The sequence below is a fragment of the Pseudomonas sp. NPDC089758 genome, from assembly GCF_044748705.1.
Taxonomy (GTDB): Bacteria; Pseudomonadota; Gammaproteobacteria; order Pseudomonadales; family Pseudomonadaceae; genus Aquipseudomonas; species Aquipseudomonas putida_X.
In genome coordinates this window covers 221,926-236,183 of sequence record NZ_JBIVGN010000003.1, presented here as the reverse complement: position 1 = coordinate 236,183, position 14,258 = coordinate 221,926, and the positions used below count along the sequence as shown (strand labels likewise).

Below are 14,258 nucleotides of genomic sequence, written 5' to 3'. Positions count from 1 at the left end.
GTAGCTCGACGGGACCCACGCGCATCTGGGTCCGCAACAGGCTCAGCGCCGGTGCTTTTGCCGCAGCGGCACCAGCAGATCCCCCAGGCCGTTGTGATCGACCTCGTGCATCAACGCCAGCAACCCGCCCAGCTCACCCGCCGGAAACCCCTTGCGCGCAAACCATGCCAGGTAGTCACCCGGCAAGTCGGCGATGATCCGGCCTTGGTATTTGCCAAAGGGCATGGTGCGGATTACCAGCAGTTCGAGGGTTTCCGGTTTCATCGGTAATACCTGGCAGTAGACGTGCGCCGACCATACTGCAATCTGCACGAGCACCCAAGCGGCAATCATGCATAACGCCGTTTTCCATGGTTTTCACTCTTCAAGCAACTTATTGTTTTTTAAGCATTTTTATTTAATGGTCGGTTTGGCACGAAGGCTGCTCCTGTTTACATGACTATTACCTGCCAAGGAGTTTCAGCCATGAGCGACCTCAACAAAGACGTAATCAACGTGCTTAACGACCTGATCGAGTACAGCAAGGACGGCGAGAAAGGGTTCAGAACTTCTGCTGAGGATGTGAAGAACCCGGAGCTGAAATCCTTCTTCGCCCAACGCGCTGGCGAGTGCGGCAATGCAGCGAGCGAACTGCAGAGTGAAGTGCGTCGCCTGGGCGGCGACCCGGAAACCTCCACCAGCATCAGCGGCGACCTGCACCGCGGCTGGGTGAACCTGAAGTCGATGGTTACCGGTAAGGACGACGAGGCCGTGCTCAATGAAGTCGAACGCGGCGAAGACCATGCCCTCAAAGCCTACAAGGAAGCCCGTGAGAAACTGGTCAAGCTGGGCCGTTCTGCCACCGACCAGAGCTATATGCTCGTTGAAAAGCAACTGCAGGGCGTACAGCGTAACCACGACCAGGTGAAGGCACTGCGCAACGCCGCACGCGCCCGCTCCTAATCCTCAGGGCCCTCTACCCGGTTTCGGCCCTTGGCTTTGGCCCGGTAGAGCGCCTCATCCGCGGCCCCCAGCATGGTCGCCAGATCTTGCTGGGTGCCGGGGGTGTGGACGCTGATGCCGATGCTCACCGTCACCGCGTGGGCATCATCGGCAAAGGGTGCCAGTGCCGCGACATGGGTACGGATCCTTTCCGCCAGCAGACGGGCACCGGACAGTTCGGTTTCCGGCAAAACCACTTGAAATTCCTCCCCCCCGTATCGCGCCGCCAAGTCTGCCGGGCGTCGTATGCACTGTTCGATCGTCTTGGCCACTTCTCGTAACGCATGATCGCCCCCGGCGTGCCCGTGGCGCTGGTTGAATGCCTTGAAGTGATCCACATCCACCATCAGCACGGCCAACGGTTTACGGTTGCGCTGGGCGCGCGCCCATTCCTGGCGCAGCACCTGATCCAGACGGCGGCGGTTGGCCAGGCCGGTCAGGCTATCGGTTGCCGCCAATGTGGCCAGGCCCTGTTCAGCCTCATGCCTGCGGCGCAATTCGCGACCCAGCAGCAGGGTAAGCCAGAGAATACCGATGCACAGCACGCCGGTGGCGATACTGACCACCAACGCCGTGCGGCGCCATGACTGGAACACCTCATCGCTTGAGTGCACCACCAGTACGATCAACGGCAGGTCGGCGACCCGGGCGAAGGTGTACATGCGCTGGGTGCCATAGAAACTGGAGCGGGCTGTAAAGCTGCCGCTGCGCTCGCCGAGGATGCGCTTGAAGTTGGGCCGGTCGGCGAAGCTGGTGCCGATCAACGGGTCTTGGTCGCGTTGTGGCTGGCGGGCGAGCAGTTGGCCATCGACGTTGAGCAGGTTGATGCTGCTTTCATGGCCGATATCAAGGCGCTGGAACAGTTCGTTGAAATAGGAGAGGCGCAGGGCGCCGGCGGCCAGCCCGGCAAAGCTGCCATCGGCTGCGGAGATGCGCCGGCTGAAACTGATGCACCAGTCAAGGTCGCCGAGCCGCGCCTTGAATGGCGGGCTGATCAACAAGCCCAGGTCAGGGTTGCGGCGATGGGCCCGGAAGTCGAAGGTATCGGCGAAATTGGCTTGGCGCGGGGTCACGCTGGTGGAGTCGGCCACGACGTCGCCATTGGCATTGAGCCAGAGAATATCGCCGCGCACCGGGGCCGCGAACGTCTGGTTGAAAAGGATCTGCTGGCGCAGGCTGGGCGTGACCTGCAGCAGTTCGGGGTGCTGCACGGCCCAGATCAGCCCGCGCAGGGATTGGTCATAAAGTTCGACGTTGCGCAGAATGTCGCTTTCGATCAGTTGGACGATATTGCCGGAGGAGCGCATGGCCGATTGCTCGACACTCTCGCGCTCACGCCCCAGCAGGTAACCGACGATGCCCACGATGGCGAGCACGGCGATGCAACTGCCCAGATTGAGGATCAGTTCGGGGTGCGACCTGTAGAGGGCGAGACGCGGTAATCGAGTGGGCATTCGCGCTACTGCTGAGGCAGGGCCGGTTGCGGCGGGCGATATTTTAGGGAAGTGGTGATTGTCGGACAAGTTTTGTCCGACGGAATCGAGCAGGGGCTGCTGCGCAGCCCATCGCCGGCAAGCCGGCTCCCACCGCGACCGCGCAGCTCTTCAGCTCTGCGCTTTGCCAATTTCCGGAAGTAGACGCCAGTCCTGTGGCAGGAACTGTCATGCTCAACTTCTAAAAGCTGGCGCGGTCCCGGTGGGAGCCGGCTTGCCGGCGATGGGCCGCGAAGCGGCCCCAGGCTATCGCCGGCCTCAGGTCAGAACACGTTCAATGGATAATCGACGATCACCCGCAGTTCGTCGTTATCGCTGTTGCTGTCGATCGACGCATAGCCCTGGCCGCCGCGATGTACGGCATAGCGCACCAGTACCGACAGGTCCTTGAAGTCGCCTTCCTGGAACACGTACTTCACATCCAGGTCACGTTCCCAGTGCTGGGCGTTCTTGCCGTCGGCGCGGTAGTAGTCGTAGTGGGTGTTGTTCTGGTCAGCCTTGGTCAGGTCCGCCTCGCCGCGCGAGTACGACACGCTAGTGGTCAGGCCAGGCATGCCAAGGCCGGTGAAATCATAACCGTACTGCAGCTTCCACGAACGCTCGTTGGGCGCGTTGAAGTCCGAGTACATGCGCGAGTTGTCCAGGTACACACTATCGCCCAGGTTGATGTAGTCGAACGGCGTGTCGCCATTGACCCGCTGGTAGGCAGCAGTGACGCTGTGGTAGCCGGCGTTGACGGTGAAGTGCACGCTGTAGGTGTTGTTGTCGATCTTGCCCAGCAGCGCCTGGCCGGTGTCCTGGGTGTGGTAGAAGTGCACGCCCGGGTTGAGGCTGACCAGGTCGTTGACCACATAGATGTAGTCGAAATCAGCGTAGTACTGGTTCCAGATGTCCTTCAGCTCAGCGGCATAAAGGTTGGCCGTGATGTTCTCGGTACCGCTCCACGAGGCGCCCGCCCAGTTCAGATGCTTGCTTTTGTCGTGCTCATCCAGCAAGCCGTAGTAGGTGTCGATGCGGCGGTGGCCGCTCTGGTTGTACGGCTTGGTGAAACTGACCTGGCCGCCTTCGAGCAGCAGGCCGTCGACGCTGGTGTTGGTCAGGCTGACGCCACGGAAGGTTTGCGGCAGCATGCGGGTTTCGCCACCGGCGATCACCGGGTTGGTAAGGAACAGGTCACCGGCTTTGAGTTCTGTGTCGAAGGCCTTGAGCTTGACCGCCGCGCCTGCGGTGGAGAACGCGTGGGGGGCAGCGCCCAGTTCACCGTTGTCCTTCACGTGCTTGGGCAGGATGCTGGTGCCGGCATGGCCGCCACCGCCATCGAGCTTAAGGCCCAGCATGGCGTGCGCATCGAGGCCAAAGCCGACTACGCCGGGCGTGTAGCCCGATTCGAAGCGGGCAACCGCGCCCTGGCCCCACTCGCGGGTGTCGCGCACGCCGCGGTTGTGGTTGTCGCGGTTGAAGTAGGCATTGCGAAAATGCAGGTTGAATGACGACCCTTCGATGAAGCCATCAGCCTTGTCTTCATCTGCCTGGGCGGCGAAGGGAATCGTTGCAATCAATGCAATGAACAACGGGGTAAAACGAAACGCGGAAGGCACCGGTACTAGCTCCTTTGGTCTGACGGTGGGGCAGTTTTTATTTTTGAATGTGCAACTTTCTTGTTAGAGAAATAACGGCCGGGCTGATCGTCAACGCACATAAAAAAAGCCGCTGATCGGCAGCGGCTTTAAAAGGCTAACATATCGGCGCCGGGGGTGCCCATGGTGTAGCCGGGGGGAAACGGGAGCGGCAGTGGTGCGCGATCAGCCTTCGGCATTGGCGTCGCTGTGAACCCGGGAGGCTGTCTGTTCTGCATCTTTGCCTGCGTCGACCTTGTGCGCGACAGCCTCTTGGGCTTGCTGGTGCACAGCGGCCAGCTCTGCATTACGGGCGACGAAAGCCGGGGATTCTTCGGCCATGGCCAGGGGCGACAACAACAGGGAAGACAGAACGAAAACGCTGGCAATACCCATACTGTTGGACATGTTGAAACTACCTTCTTGCGCTGCAAGTGCTAATGGAGACAGGGGTAAAGTTAGTCGCTTCAGGGCCTTGGAAACAGCGCCTGGCACGATAAGCACTGTTGCGCAAAAGGTAACTATCCCTGCAAAAACCGTCACCCCTTCGCCGCAAAACCCTGCAGTTGAGCGTTTGGCAGGCGAATGCCGAAGGTGTTGGCACCTGCCTCGCTGCGCACGAAAACTTCGCCCCCATGCATCAAGGCAATCGCCTTGACGATGGCCAACCCCAACCCATGGTTGCCCCCGCCACTGTTGCTGCGTGCCGCATCCACCCGATAGAACCGCTCGAACAGCAGTGGCAGGTGATCATCGTCGATAGCCGGCCCGGGGTTGCTCACGGCAATGCTGACCTGCTTCAGCCCGGCATCGATATGCACGCCGATCACCTGATGCGGCGCGGTGTGCTGCACGGCGTTGTTCAGCAGGTTGATCAATGCCCGGCGCAAGTGGGCTTTTTCGATGGGGGCCTGGGCATCGCCGCTGACGGTGACGCTGACCTGGGCGTCTTCGAGGATGTAGTCGAGGTAATCGAGGGTGGTGGCCACTTCTTCGGCCAGCGATACCTCGGTCAGCGCGGTGGCTTTGCTGCCCTGGTCGGCGCTGGCCAGGAACAGCATGTCGTTGATGATGTTGCGCAAGCGTTCGAGCTCTTCCAGGTTCGATTGCAACACCTCGAAGTAGTGTTCGGCGCTGCGCCCCCGGGTGAGGGCGACCTGGGTCTGGCCGATCAGGTTGGTCAGCGGCGAGCGCAGTTCGTGGGCAACGTCGGCGTTGAACGCTTCCAGCTGCGAATAGGCCTGGCTGACCCGGTCGAGCGCGGCGTTGAATGCGCCGGCGAACTGCGCCAGTTCCGGGGCCAGGTTGACGGTTTGCAAGCGGCCATCCAGGCGCGGGGGGGCCAAGGCCTGGGCCTCGTTGGACAGCGCCAGCAGCGGCCGCAGGCCGATGCGTGCTACCCAGTAGCCCAGTAGCGAGGCCAGCAGCACGCCGAGCACCGCCAGCCCGATGATGGCCACCAGCAGGCTGTGTTGGGCCTGCCAGAAGGTCTCGGTATCGATGGCGATCAGAAACCGCAGGGGCGGGCGGCCTGCCAGGGCCGGCAACTCGCTGATCAGCACCTTGTAAGGGTAAGGCCTGTCAGGCAGGCGCAGGTCGCGCATCCCTTCAGGGCCTTGGGCGAATGCGCGGACCTGTTCGCTGGGGTGGCCATATTCGAACGCGGGGTCGCTGCCGACCACCCAGAAGCGGATACGTTTGTCTTCCTCGCTCAGCAGGTTGAGCTTGTTACTGATCTTGGCCCAGTGCTCGCGGGTACCGTAGCGATTGAGGGTGGATTCGAGCACGCTGAAGCGGGCGTCCAGCTCGGCCGCTGGGAGCATGTCCAGGCTATGGTCGACCTGGCGGTAAAGGGCCGAGCCGATAACCAGAAACACGCCCATCGCCACCAGAATGAACAGCGCCGACAAGCGCAATGCGAGGGAGTTAACCGGCACGGTTTTCCAGGACATAGCCCATGCCTCGAATGGTATGCAGCAGCTTGTTGTCAAATGGCCCGTCGAGCTTGGCGCGCAGGCGCTTGATGGCCACTTCGACGACATTGGCGTCGCTGTCGAAATTGATGTCCCAGACCAGTTCGGCGATGGCGGTCTTGGAGAGGATTTCGCCCTGGCGCCTGGCCAGCACGCTGAGCAGCGAGAATTCCTTGGCGGTCAGGTCCAGGCGTTGGCCGGCACGGCTGGCCTTGCGCGCCATCAGGTCGATCCACAGGTCGCCGACCTGCACCTGCAACGGTTCATGGCTGCTGCTGCGACGGGTCAGGGCCTGCAGACGGGCGACCAGTTCAAGGAAGGAGAACGGCTTGCCCAGGTAATCGTCGGCGCCCTCGCGCAGCCCGTGGATGCGGTCCTCGACGCGCTCGCGTGCGGTGAGCATGATCACCGGCGTCTGCTTGCGTGCACGCAAGGCACGCAGCACGCCATAGCCATCCAGGCCCGGCAGCATCACATCGAGTACGATCACCGCATAGTCACCTTCAAGCGCCAGGTGCAGGCCGTCGATGCCGTCCCGCGCGAGGTCGACAGTGAAGCCTTGCTCACTCAGGCCGCGATGCAGGTAGTCAGCGGTTTTCTCTTCGTCTTCGATGATCAGCACACGCATGGACTTGTCTCAGTGGATACTCGGCGCGACCGCGCTGGCGGCCTTGGGGCGATGGAACAGGCGCTCCAGCGCCAAGTATATGACCGGGGTGGTGAACAGCGTCAGGGCCTGGCTGACCAGCAGGCCGCCGACCACAGCGATACCCAGCGGCTGGCGCAGCTCGGCACCGGCGCCAAAGCCGAACATCAGCGGCAGCGCGCCGAGCAGGGCGGCCAGGGTGGTCATGATGATGGGCCGAAAGCGCGTCAGGCATGCCTGGTGGATGGCCTGCTCAGGCGTCAGGCCACGCTGGCGCTGAGCTTCCAGGGCAAAATCGATGAGCAGGATGCCGTTCTTCTTGACGATGCCGATCAGCAGCACCACCCCGATCAGGCCCATGATGCTGAAGTCCTGGCCCATCGCCCACAGCAGTATCAACGCGCCCAGGCCCGCCGACGGCAGGGTCGAGATGATGGTCAGCGGGTGCACCAGGCTCTCGTAGAGCACGCCAAGGATGATGTACACCGCCACCAGTGCGGCGAGGATCAGCCACGGCTGGCTCGACAGCGAACTTTGGAACGCCTGCGCCGCGCCCTGGAAGTTGCCGCTGATCGAGTCGGGCATACCCAGCTCGCGCTGGGTGCGCTCCAGGATCGCCACCGCATCGCCCAAGGCCACGCCAGGGGCCAGGTTGAACGACAGGTTGGCGGCCGGGAACAGGCCGTCATGGCTGATCGACAGCGGCCCGGTGCTGGGCGCGGCGACATGCGCCAAGGCCGACAGCGGCACCATTTCGTTGGTCAGGGGCGAGCGCAGGTAGAAGAAATTCAGGCTTTCGGCCTTGCCGCGCTGTTGTGCGTCCAGTTCCAGGATCACCTTGTACTGGTTGGTCTCGGTCTGGAATTCGCTGATCTGCCGCTGGCCAAAGGCGTCGTACAGCGCCTGGTCGACGTCGGTGGTGGTCAGGCCGAAACGGGCCGCCGCCTGGCGGTCGATGTCGATGCGGGTAACGCTGGCGCCCAGTTGCAGGTCGTTGGACAGGTCACGCAACGCCGGGTTTTCGCGCAGGCGCTCGGTCAGGCGTTGGGTCCACAGGTTGAGGGCGACGCCGTCGTTGCTCTTGAGCACGTACTGGTATTGGGTGCGTGACGGGCCGGAGCTGAGGTTGATGTCCTGGCCGGCACGCATGTACAGCACCACGCCAGGCACCTGCGCAAGCTTTGGGCGCAGCCGGTCGATCAGCTCGCTGGCCGAAACATCGCGCTCGCCGCGGGGCTTGAGGGCGATCCAGAAACGGCCGTTGGCGATGGTCTGGTTGCTCCCGGTAACGCCCACTGAATGGGAGAAGGCCCTCACGGCGGGGTCGGCTTCGATGATTTTCGCCAGTGCCAGGTGCTTGTCGATCATCGACGGGTATGACACATCTGCCGCCGCTTCAGTGGTGCCAAGAATGAAACCGGTGTCCTGCAGGGGGAAAAAGCCCTTGGGGATGGCCACGTAACCCACCACAGCCAGGGCCAGGGTCAGGCCGAACACGCCGAGGGTCAGGCGTTGGTGGGCCAGGGCCCGGTCCAGGCCTTTTTCGTACCACTTCACCAGCCGCTCGCCGAAGCCACCTTGATGTTCCGAGGGCGGGCGACGCATGAACAGGGCGCACAGGGTCGGTGCCAGGGTCAGCGATACGACCACCGAAATCAGGATGGTAGCGGTGGCGGTCAGGGCGAACTCTTTGAACAGCCGGCCAACCACCCCGCCCATGAACAGCAGCGGAATGAACGCGGCAACCAGCGAGAAGCTGATCGACACCACGGTGAAGCCGATCTCGCCTGCCCCTTTGAGCGCTGCCGTGCGGCTGTCTTCGCCGGCTTCCAGATGGCGGTGGATGTTTTCCACCACGACGATGGCGTCGTCCACCACGAAGCCGACAGCAATGACGATGGCCACCAAGGTCAGGTTATTCAGGCTGAAACCGAACACGTACATCAGTGCGCACGTGGCGATCAGCGACACGGCCAGCACACTGGAGACAACCAGGGTGGCCGACCATTGGCGCAGGAACAGCGCCATCACCCCGATCACCAGGGCCACGGCGATCATCAGCGTCAGTTCCACCTCATGCAGCGACGCGCGGATGGTCTGGGTACGGTCCTGCAGCACCGACACCTCGACCGAGGCCGGCAGCATCTCCTGCAGCTTGGGCAAGGCGCCGAGCACGCGGTCCACGGTTTCGACGATGTTGGCGCCAGGCTGGCGGAACACCACAAGGTTCAGCCCCGGCTGGTTGCCGGACCAGGCTTTGACGTAGGCGTTTTCGGCACCGTCGATCACCTTGGCCACATCCTGCAGGTGCACCGGTGCGCCGTTGCGGTAAGAGACGATCAGCCTGGCGTAGTCCTCGGGGTGGAACAGCTGGTCGTTGGCGGCGATGGTCGACACGCTGTGCTCGCCATACAGGGCGCCCTTTGCCAGGTTCAGGCTGGTCTGCTGGATGGCCTGGCGCAGGTCGGCGAGCGTAAGGCCCATGGCAGCGAGCTTTTCCGGCTGCGCCTGCACACGGATGGCCGGGCGCAACTGGCCGGTGATGTTGATCAGGCCGACGCCTTCGATCTGGCTCAGCTGGCGTGCCAGCAATGTCTCGGCATAGTCGCTGAGGTCATTGCCAGGCATCTGCGCGGAGCTGACGGTGAGTACCAGCACCGGGCTGTCGGCCGGGTTGACCTTGCGCCAGGTCGGTGGGTTGGGCAGGTCCCGGGGCAGGCGCGCGGTAGCCGTGTTGATGGCCGCCTGGACTTCCTGGGCGGCAGTGTCGATGTTCTTGTCCAGGGTGAACTGCAGGATCAGGGTGGTGGAGCCCAGTGCGCTGCTGCTGGTCATCTGGGTCATGCCGGGGATGGCGCTGAACTGCACCTCCAGCGGCGTGGCCACCGAAGAGGCCATGGTTTCCGGGCTGGCCCCAGGCAACTGGGCGGTGACCTGTATGGTCGGGAAGTCGGCTTCCGGCAAGGGCGCCACGGGCAGCCGTGGAAAGGCGATGGCGCCTAGCAGTACCAGGGCGAAGGTCAACAGCAATGTGGCGATGGGGTGGTCGATGCACCAGGCCGATACGCTGTTGCGGCTGTTCATGGCTGGCCCCGGCCGTCGGCCATTTCCGACGGTGGCGGTGCGTCCGGGGCGACCTCCACGCGCGAGCCGGGCTTGAGCCGCGACTGGCCATCGAGCACCAGACGCTCGCCCGGTTTGACCCCGGCAATGATGTTCAGCCCGCTGTCCTGGTACAGCACTTTGACTGGCACGCTGGTGACCTTGTCACCGTCCAGGCGGTAGACGAAGTGGCCATCGGCGCCGCGCTGCACCACCGGCGGTGGCACCACCAGGGCGTTCTCCTGCACGGCGGTGCGCAAACGGATGGTCACCAGTTGCCCTGGCCACAGCCGGCCGTCCTTGTTGTCGAATTCAGCCTTGACCCGCACCGTCCCGGTGTTGGCTGAAATCTGGTTGTCGATCAAGGCCAGGTGGCCCTCACCCAGCAGGGTGCGTTCGCCATCGGCGTCCATGTAGGCCTGCACCAATGCAGGGGCCGACGCTTTGAGCAGGCCTTGCAGGGTTGGCAGCATCTGTTGCGGCAAGGAGAACTCGACCGCGATGGGGTCGATTTGGGTCACGCTGAACAGGCCCTGCGTATCGCTGGCGCGCACCAGGTTGCCGGGGTCGATGTTGCGGATGCCAACGCGCCCGGTGACGGGGGAGCGAATCTGCGTGTAGGAGAGTTGCACTTCGGCATTGGCGATGGCGGCCTGGTTGCCTTTTACGGTGGCCTGCAGCTGATTGACCAGCGCCTGTTGCTGGTCGAGGGTCTGCTTGGACACGCCGTCATCGCTGCTGAGCAGGCGGTAACGCTTGAGGTCTACACCGGCGACCTGGATTTGCGCCTGGCTCTGGCCGAGCTGAGCGCGGGCCTGGTCCAGGCTGGCGCGGATGCTGCGGTCGTCAAGGGTTGCCAGCAGGTCGCCTTGCTTTACCCACTGGCCCTCTTTGACCAGTACCCGGGTCAGCACCCCTTCGACCTGCGGTTTTATTTCGACGCTGTGCAGCGACAGCACTGAGCCGATGGCGCTGGCGTAGCGCGGCACGTCCTGCTGGGCAACGCTGACCACGCGCACCGGGATGGCGCTTTGCGCGCGCGCAACCGGCGCCTCCTGGCGCTGGCCATACCAGATGCCCAAGGCTGCGAGGGCGAGCAGGGCGGTGGTAGCCAGCAGGAGAGGGCGGGTAGGACGTCGCATCGGCGCGGGCACCTTGGCCAAGAGGGAGGTTGTATTGAAGCTTATAGCGCTGTGACCGGGTCGGCAGCGTGACAGCTGGCTGACAGCGCTGACAGGTTGGGTGGCTTAGCTGGCAGTCCTTAGCGCGTAAGAAGATTCTGAATCTGAAACCAGATGCTTCAAGAGTGCGGCCATGAGGAATTATCCTACGCGCTCTGTCGGATGGCGTCTGATAGTCGGGGAAATGCTTCAGCGATAACTTCGCGGTTCGCCACAACGGCGAGCGGCTGTGAGAAGCTGCGGTCTTCCCCTCGTCATGGCTTCATGTCATGGCGGCCGTGCGCGTGAGACTTCGGTCTGGCCGCAGATGGGGAGCGGTTTTCTCACCTCGCGTACGGCTGCCACCCTATCCGTGAGAAAGAGAAGGTGGTCGCTATTCAGGTAAATCCCTAAGAGATTTAGTCATGAAGAAGATCGTTCCCGATCCACCGACCTCATTCCCTATCCCTTACATCACAATAATCGCCGGCCTCTCCGCCGAGGACGCCAAGGCTCACGCTGCCACGCTGATGGACTGCTTCTGCAAAACCAGCCAGGTCTACCTCGACACCGAAGCCGAAGACCATCGCTACGCGCTGCTGGAAAACCTCGGCATCCTCACTGAACTGCTGCGTGTCCTTGTCGCCCATATGGCGATGCAGGAGATCAACCGTGAGTGATGAACTGAAATTGCGCAGCACAGCCGGTAAGGAAACATTCCTCGGCTTGTACGCCATCCAGCCGGGCATACCGCTCAATCATGCGTTCGATGAGCTGTCGGTCTTGCTCGGTTGTATCCGGCATTTGAGCGAGGAAGCTGAGATGGAGGGCAACATGATCGCTGGCAGTGCGGCACGCATTCTCAGTGCCATGGCCAAAGCATTGATCAACGACATGGAAATGGGCATGAACCGCAGCGCCTAAGCGGTTGTGGGGCCGCTTTGCGGCCCATCGCCGGCAAGCCCGGCTCCCACTTGGATTGCGCCGGCCTCTAGAAATTGGGCAAGACGGGCGCTTGCACAGGTAAAGCGCAGGCTTGTCAGAAGCCGATGAAGGCGTAGTACTGCGAAGGCGTGTCGCCGGCCTGCAAACCCTGCGCCTGCAGGCTGGCCAGCAGGGCTGCGTCCTGAACGTGCAAGGCCCACGGCGCACCGTGCGGTGCCGGTATATCCGCCAGCGCTGCAGCCAAAGCCCCCATATCTGGAAGGTAGGCCGTGAAGCCATTGCCCTTGAGCGCGCTGATGGTCATGCCCAAGGCCTGGCACACGGCAACCTTGGCCGCGATGTCATCGCGATCTGCCTGCCGGGACGCCTGCACCAGTGCCTGCAGCGCCGGGTCCACCGGCAATGAACCATGAATCAGCTCAGGCCCTTGCTCCCAAGCCTCGGGCGGGCAGTCCTTGTTCTCTGGCCGGAGTGGAATGTGCGGGTTGATTTCCACCGGGTAGATGCGGCAAACCAGCGGCCGGCTCTCGTAGATGGTGCACAGGTCGTTTTCGTCCAGGTTGCGGCAGCGCCCAGGGTTGAACGCGGCAAAGGTCACCGAAACCCGCACCTCGCTGTCGCCACAAGGCACCGGGTGCGAGCGGCGCAGCACATGCTCACGCTGGTCTGCCGGCATCCCCGGGCCGTCTTCCACAAAGGCTTCGATCAGCACCACCACCTGGCCACCGGAGGCCGCCCACTGGCGCGCCTCGGCCAAGGTCAGTGGCACATGGTGGCCGGTGCAGCACTTGCCACAGCCGGTACAGGCAAAACGCAAAGAGTCGTTCACTTGGCGCCCAGGTTCCATTCGCTGACGAAGGCCCGCTGCTGCTGGCGGTCGTACAGGCACAGCTCGGAGCCGGTGCGTCGCTGCATGTGCTTTTGTGGATACACCCCTTCGATGACCAGGGCGCTGAAGCCCACCTGGTCATCGAACTCCGCAGGTTTGCCGCGGGCGTGGGCATCCTTGAACTGGCTGGCAGCCAGGCAGGCCTTGAGCATCTGCTGGCGTTGTTCGTTCCAGGCCTGGCTGCTGGAGGCCTGGGCAACACCGCTGAAAACGGCGCAGGCGATCAGGAGAGAGCTGAAAAACTTCATACGCTATACCGTGAAACGTTCGAGGGTGGCGAAGTATGACCGACTCATCCCTGGCAACAGGCCAGGGAGTTTGTCGCTGGATATGACAGCACGGCCTTCATCGTTCGGCAAACACTACCGTGCGCGCCGCCACCACCAGGCAATCGGTCAGCTCCGGGGAGGAGAACTTGGTGAGGATGGCATTGGCCCCGGCCAGCCTGGCCTTCTCGGCACTCATCGCGCTGTCCAGCGAGGTGTGCAGCAGCACGTAAAGGTGCTGGAAGTCCGGTGTTTCGCGCAGCGTGCGGGTGAAGGCATAGCCGTCCATCTCCGACATCTCGATGTCGGACACGATGATGTTTATCTCCTGCGCAGTACCTTGCAGCTCCAGCAGCACGTTGATCGCATCCTTGGCACTGCGGGCGGTGTGGCAGTCGATGCCCAGGTTACGCAGGGTGTGCACCGACTGCTGCAGCGCCACTTGGCTGTCGTCCACCACCAGGATGTTGGCGGCGGCCAGCAGGCTGGCGTCTTCTTCGTTCAGTTTGCCCGGAGCAGGCTCCGGCTCCGGCGGGGCGATGGCGTGGATCACCTTTTCGATGTCCAGCACCTGCACCAAGGTGTTGTCGACGCGGGTCACGCCGGTGATGAACGAGCGGTTGCCTGAGCCAAAGGGCGGCGGTTTGATGTCGGTGCTCAGGCAGTGGACGATGCGGCTCACAGCCTGCACATGCAGGCCCTGGCGCGAACGGCTGATCTCGGTGACGATCAGGCAGCCACCGTCGGGGTCGGCCAGTGGGCGTTCACCGATGGCCCGCGACAGGTCGATCACCGACAGCGGGTTGCCGCGCAGGGTCGCCACGCCTTTCACGTGGGGGTGCGATTCGGGCAACTTGGTCAGCGACGGGCAAGGGATGATCTCGCTGACCTTGAGCAGGTTGATTGCCATCAGCTTGCCGCTGCGCAGGGTGAACAGCAGCAGGGACAACGCGTCCGCGCGGGCATTTTGCGTGGCCATGGTGACCTTCATGGAAGACAGGGGATAACCGGTTATCGGCCTGTTCGGGCCAGGCTTTAACTTGGCGGTCGCCTTCGCTGGCCCTATCGCCGGCAAGCCGGCTCCCACAAAGTGGACCTCCACAAGACATTGGGTTGGTGTCCAACTTCCTGGGGGCAGTTCGGGAGCTGCCTTACCCAAGACTTGGAAGCTGACATGACCCCTCCCA

14 protein-coding genes are annotated in these 14,258 nt (G+C 62.8%); 3 read left to right on the top strand and 11 right to left on the bottom strand.

The window, feature by feature from the left end; all coding sequences use genetic code 11:
• Positions 1–42: 42 nt before the first annotated feature.
• A complete protein-coding gene (locus tag ACIPZH_RS05690; RefSeq protein ID WP_012316204.1) occupies positions 43–264 on the bottom strand; it encodes a DUF3820 family protein in 222 nt (73 codons plus the stop codon).
• A gap of 201 nt (positions 265–465) precedes the next feature.
• On the opposite strand from ACIPZH_RS05690, the gene ACIPZH_RS05685 reads away from it, so the two are divergent.
• Positions 466–942 carry a PA2169 family four-helix-bundle protein gene (locus ACIPZH_RS05685; RefSeq protein ID WP_267818670.1) on the top strand — a complete coding sequence of 159 codons (477 nt, stop codon included), beginning with the start codon at positions 466–468 and terminating at the stop codon, positions 940–942.
• Here ACIPZH_RS05685 and ACIPZH_RS05680 read toward each other — a convergent pair.
• From ACIPZH_RS05680 to ACIPZH_RS05650, 7 genes are all read right to left on the bottom strand, one after another.
• Positions 939–2,435, bottom strand: coding sequence for a diguanylate cyclase domain-containing protein (locus tag ACIPZH_RS05680; protein ID WP_400635474.1), 1,497 nt, complete (start codon positions 2,433–2,435; stop codon positions 939–941). The two genes, ACIPZH_RS05685 and ACIPZH_RS05680, sit on opposite strands and share 4 nt — an antisense overlap.
• A gap of 302 nt (positions 2,436–2,737) precedes the next feature.
• The gene (locus tag ACIPZH_RS05675; RefSeq protein ID WP_400635472.1) at positions 2,738–4,072 is read right to left on the bottom strand and encodes an OprD family porin; all 1,335 of its coding nucleotides are present in this window, start codon (positions 4,070–4,072) and stop codon (positions 2,738–2,740) included.
• 204 nt (positions 4,073–4,276) lie between these two features.
• A complete protein-coding gene (locus ACIPZH_RS05670; RefSeq protein WP_349974836.1) occupies positions 4,277–4,498 on the bottom strand; it encodes a hypothetical protein in 222 nt (73 codons plus the stop codon).
• A gap of 131 nt (positions 4,499–4,629) precedes the next feature.
• Entirely contained in the window at positions 4,630–6,042 is a 1,413-nt protein-coding gene (locus tag ACIPZH_RS05665; protein WP_400635470.1) for a heavy metal sensor histidine kinase, read from the bottom strand.
• Entirely contained in the window at positions 6,017–6,691 is a 675-nt protein-coding gene (locus ACIPZH_RS05660) for a heavy metal response regulator transcription factor (RefSeq protein ID WP_267818660.1), read from the bottom strand. Before ACIPZH_RS05660 ends, ACIPZH_RS05665 begins: the two co-directional genes overlap by 26 nt.
• Before the next feature lie 9 nt (positions 6,692–6,700).
• The gene (locus ACIPZH_RS05655) at positions 6,701–9,793 is read right to left on the bottom strand and encodes a multidrug efflux RND transporter permease subunit (RefSeq protein WP_400635468.1); all 3,093 of its coding nucleotides are present in this window, start codon (positions 9,791–9,793) and stop codon (positions 6,701–6,703) included.
• Entirely contained in the window at positions 9,790–10,953 is a 1,164-nt protein-coding gene (locus ACIPZH_RS05650) for an efflux RND transporter periplasmic adaptor subunit (protein ID WP_400635466.1), read from the bottom strand. Before ACIPZH_RS05650 ends, ACIPZH_RS05655 begins: the two co-directional genes overlap by 4 nt.
• A 443-nt stretch (positions 10,954–11,396) precedes the next feature.
• Between ACIPZH_RS05650 and ACIPZH_RS05645 the strand changes: the two genes are divergently transcribed.
• Positions 11,397–11,651 carry a hypothetical protein gene (locus tag ACIPZH_RS05645; RefSeq protein WP_400635464.1) on the top strand — a complete coding sequence of 85 codons (255 nt, stop codon included), beginning with the start codon at positions 11,397–11,399 and terminating at the stop codon, positions 11,649–11,651.
• Complete coding sequence (locus ACIPZH_RS05640; RefSeq protein ID WP_241804135.1) at positions 11,644–11,895, top strand: DUF3077 domain-containing protein; 252 nt, start codon at positions 11,644–11,646, stop codon at positions 11,893–11,895. Before ACIPZH_RS05645 ends, ACIPZH_RS05640 begins: the two co-directional genes overlap by 8 nt.
• Positions 11,896–12,010: 115 nt before the next feature.
• Here ACIPZH_RS05640 and ACIPZH_RS05635 read toward each other — a convergent pair whose 3' ends face one another.
• The 3 genes from ACIPZH_RS05635 to ACIPZH_RS05625 form a co-directional block, all read right to left on the bottom strand.
• Entirely contained in the window at positions 12,011–12,745 is a 735-nt protein-coding gene (locus ACIPZH_RS05635; RefSeq protein ID WP_267818650.1) for a YkgJ family cysteine cluster protein, read from the bottom strand.
• Entirely contained in the window at positions 12,742–13,053 is a 312-nt protein-coding gene (locus tag ACIPZH_RS05630) for a hypothetical protein (protein WP_241804137.1), read from the bottom strand. Before ACIPZH_RS05630 ends, ACIPZH_RS05635 begins: the two co-directional genes overlap by 4 nt.
• A 97-nt stretch (positions 13,054–13,150) precedes the next feature.
• On the bottom strand, positions 13,151–14,050 hold the full coding sequence (locus ACIPZH_RS05625) for a chemotaxis protein (RefSeq protein WP_241804138.1): 900 nt from the start codon (positions 14,048–14,050) through the stop codon (positions 13,151–13,153).
• Positions 14,051–14,258 lie beyond the last annotated feature (208 nt).

What these genes read in the sequence shown, in the direction of transcription:
- ACIPZH_RS05690 (WP_012316204.1), bottom strand. Translation starts at nt 264, where the DNA reads ATGAAACCGGAAACCCTCGAACTGCTGGTAATCCGCACCATGCCCTTT.
- ACIPZH_RS05685 (WP_267818670.1), top strand. Translation starts at nt 466, where the DNA reads ATGAGCGACCTCAACAAAGACGTAATCAACGTGCTTAACGACCTGATC.
- ACIPZH_RS05680 (WP_400635474.1), bottom strand. Translation starts at nt 2,435, where the DNA reads ATGCCCACTCGATTACCGCGTCTCGCCCTCTACAGGTCGCACCCCGAA.
- ACIPZH_RS05670 (WP_349974836.1), bottom strand. Translation starts at nt 4,498, where the DNA reads ATGTCCAACAGTATGGGTATTGCCAGCGTTTTCGTTCTGTCTTCCCTG.
- ACIPZH_RS05665 (WP_400635470.1), bottom strand. Translation starts at nt 6,042, where the DNA reads ATGTCCTGGAAAACCGTGCCGGTTAACTCCCTCGCATTGCGCTTGTCG.
- ACIPZH_RS05660 (WP_267818660.1), bottom strand. Translation starts at nt 6,691, where the DNA reads ATGCGTGTGCTGATCATCGAAGACGAAGAGAAAACCGCTGACTACCTG.
- ACIPZH_RS05655 (WP_400635468.1), bottom strand. Translation starts at nt 9,793, where the DNA reads ATGAACAGCCGCAACAGCGTATCGGCCTGGTGCATCGACCACCCCATC.
- ACIPZH_RS05650 (WP_400635466.1), bottom strand. Translation starts at nt 10,953, where the DNA reads ATGCGACGTCCTACCCGCCCTCTCCTGCTGGCTACCACCGCCCTGCTC.
- ACIPZH_RS05645 (WP_400635464.1), top strand. Translation starts at nt 11,397, where the DNA reads ATGAAGAAGATCGTTCCCGATCCACCGACCTCATTCCCTATCCCTTAC.
- ACIPZH_RS05630 (WP_241804137.1), bottom strand. Translation starts at nt 13,053, where the DNA reads ATGAAGTTTTTCAGCTCTCTCCTGATCGCCTGCGCCGTTTTCAGCGGT.
- ACIPZH_RS05625 (WP_241804138.1), bottom strand. Translation starts at nt 14,050, where the DNA reads ATGGCCACGCAAAATGCCCGCGCGGACGCGTTGTCCCTGCTGCTGTTC.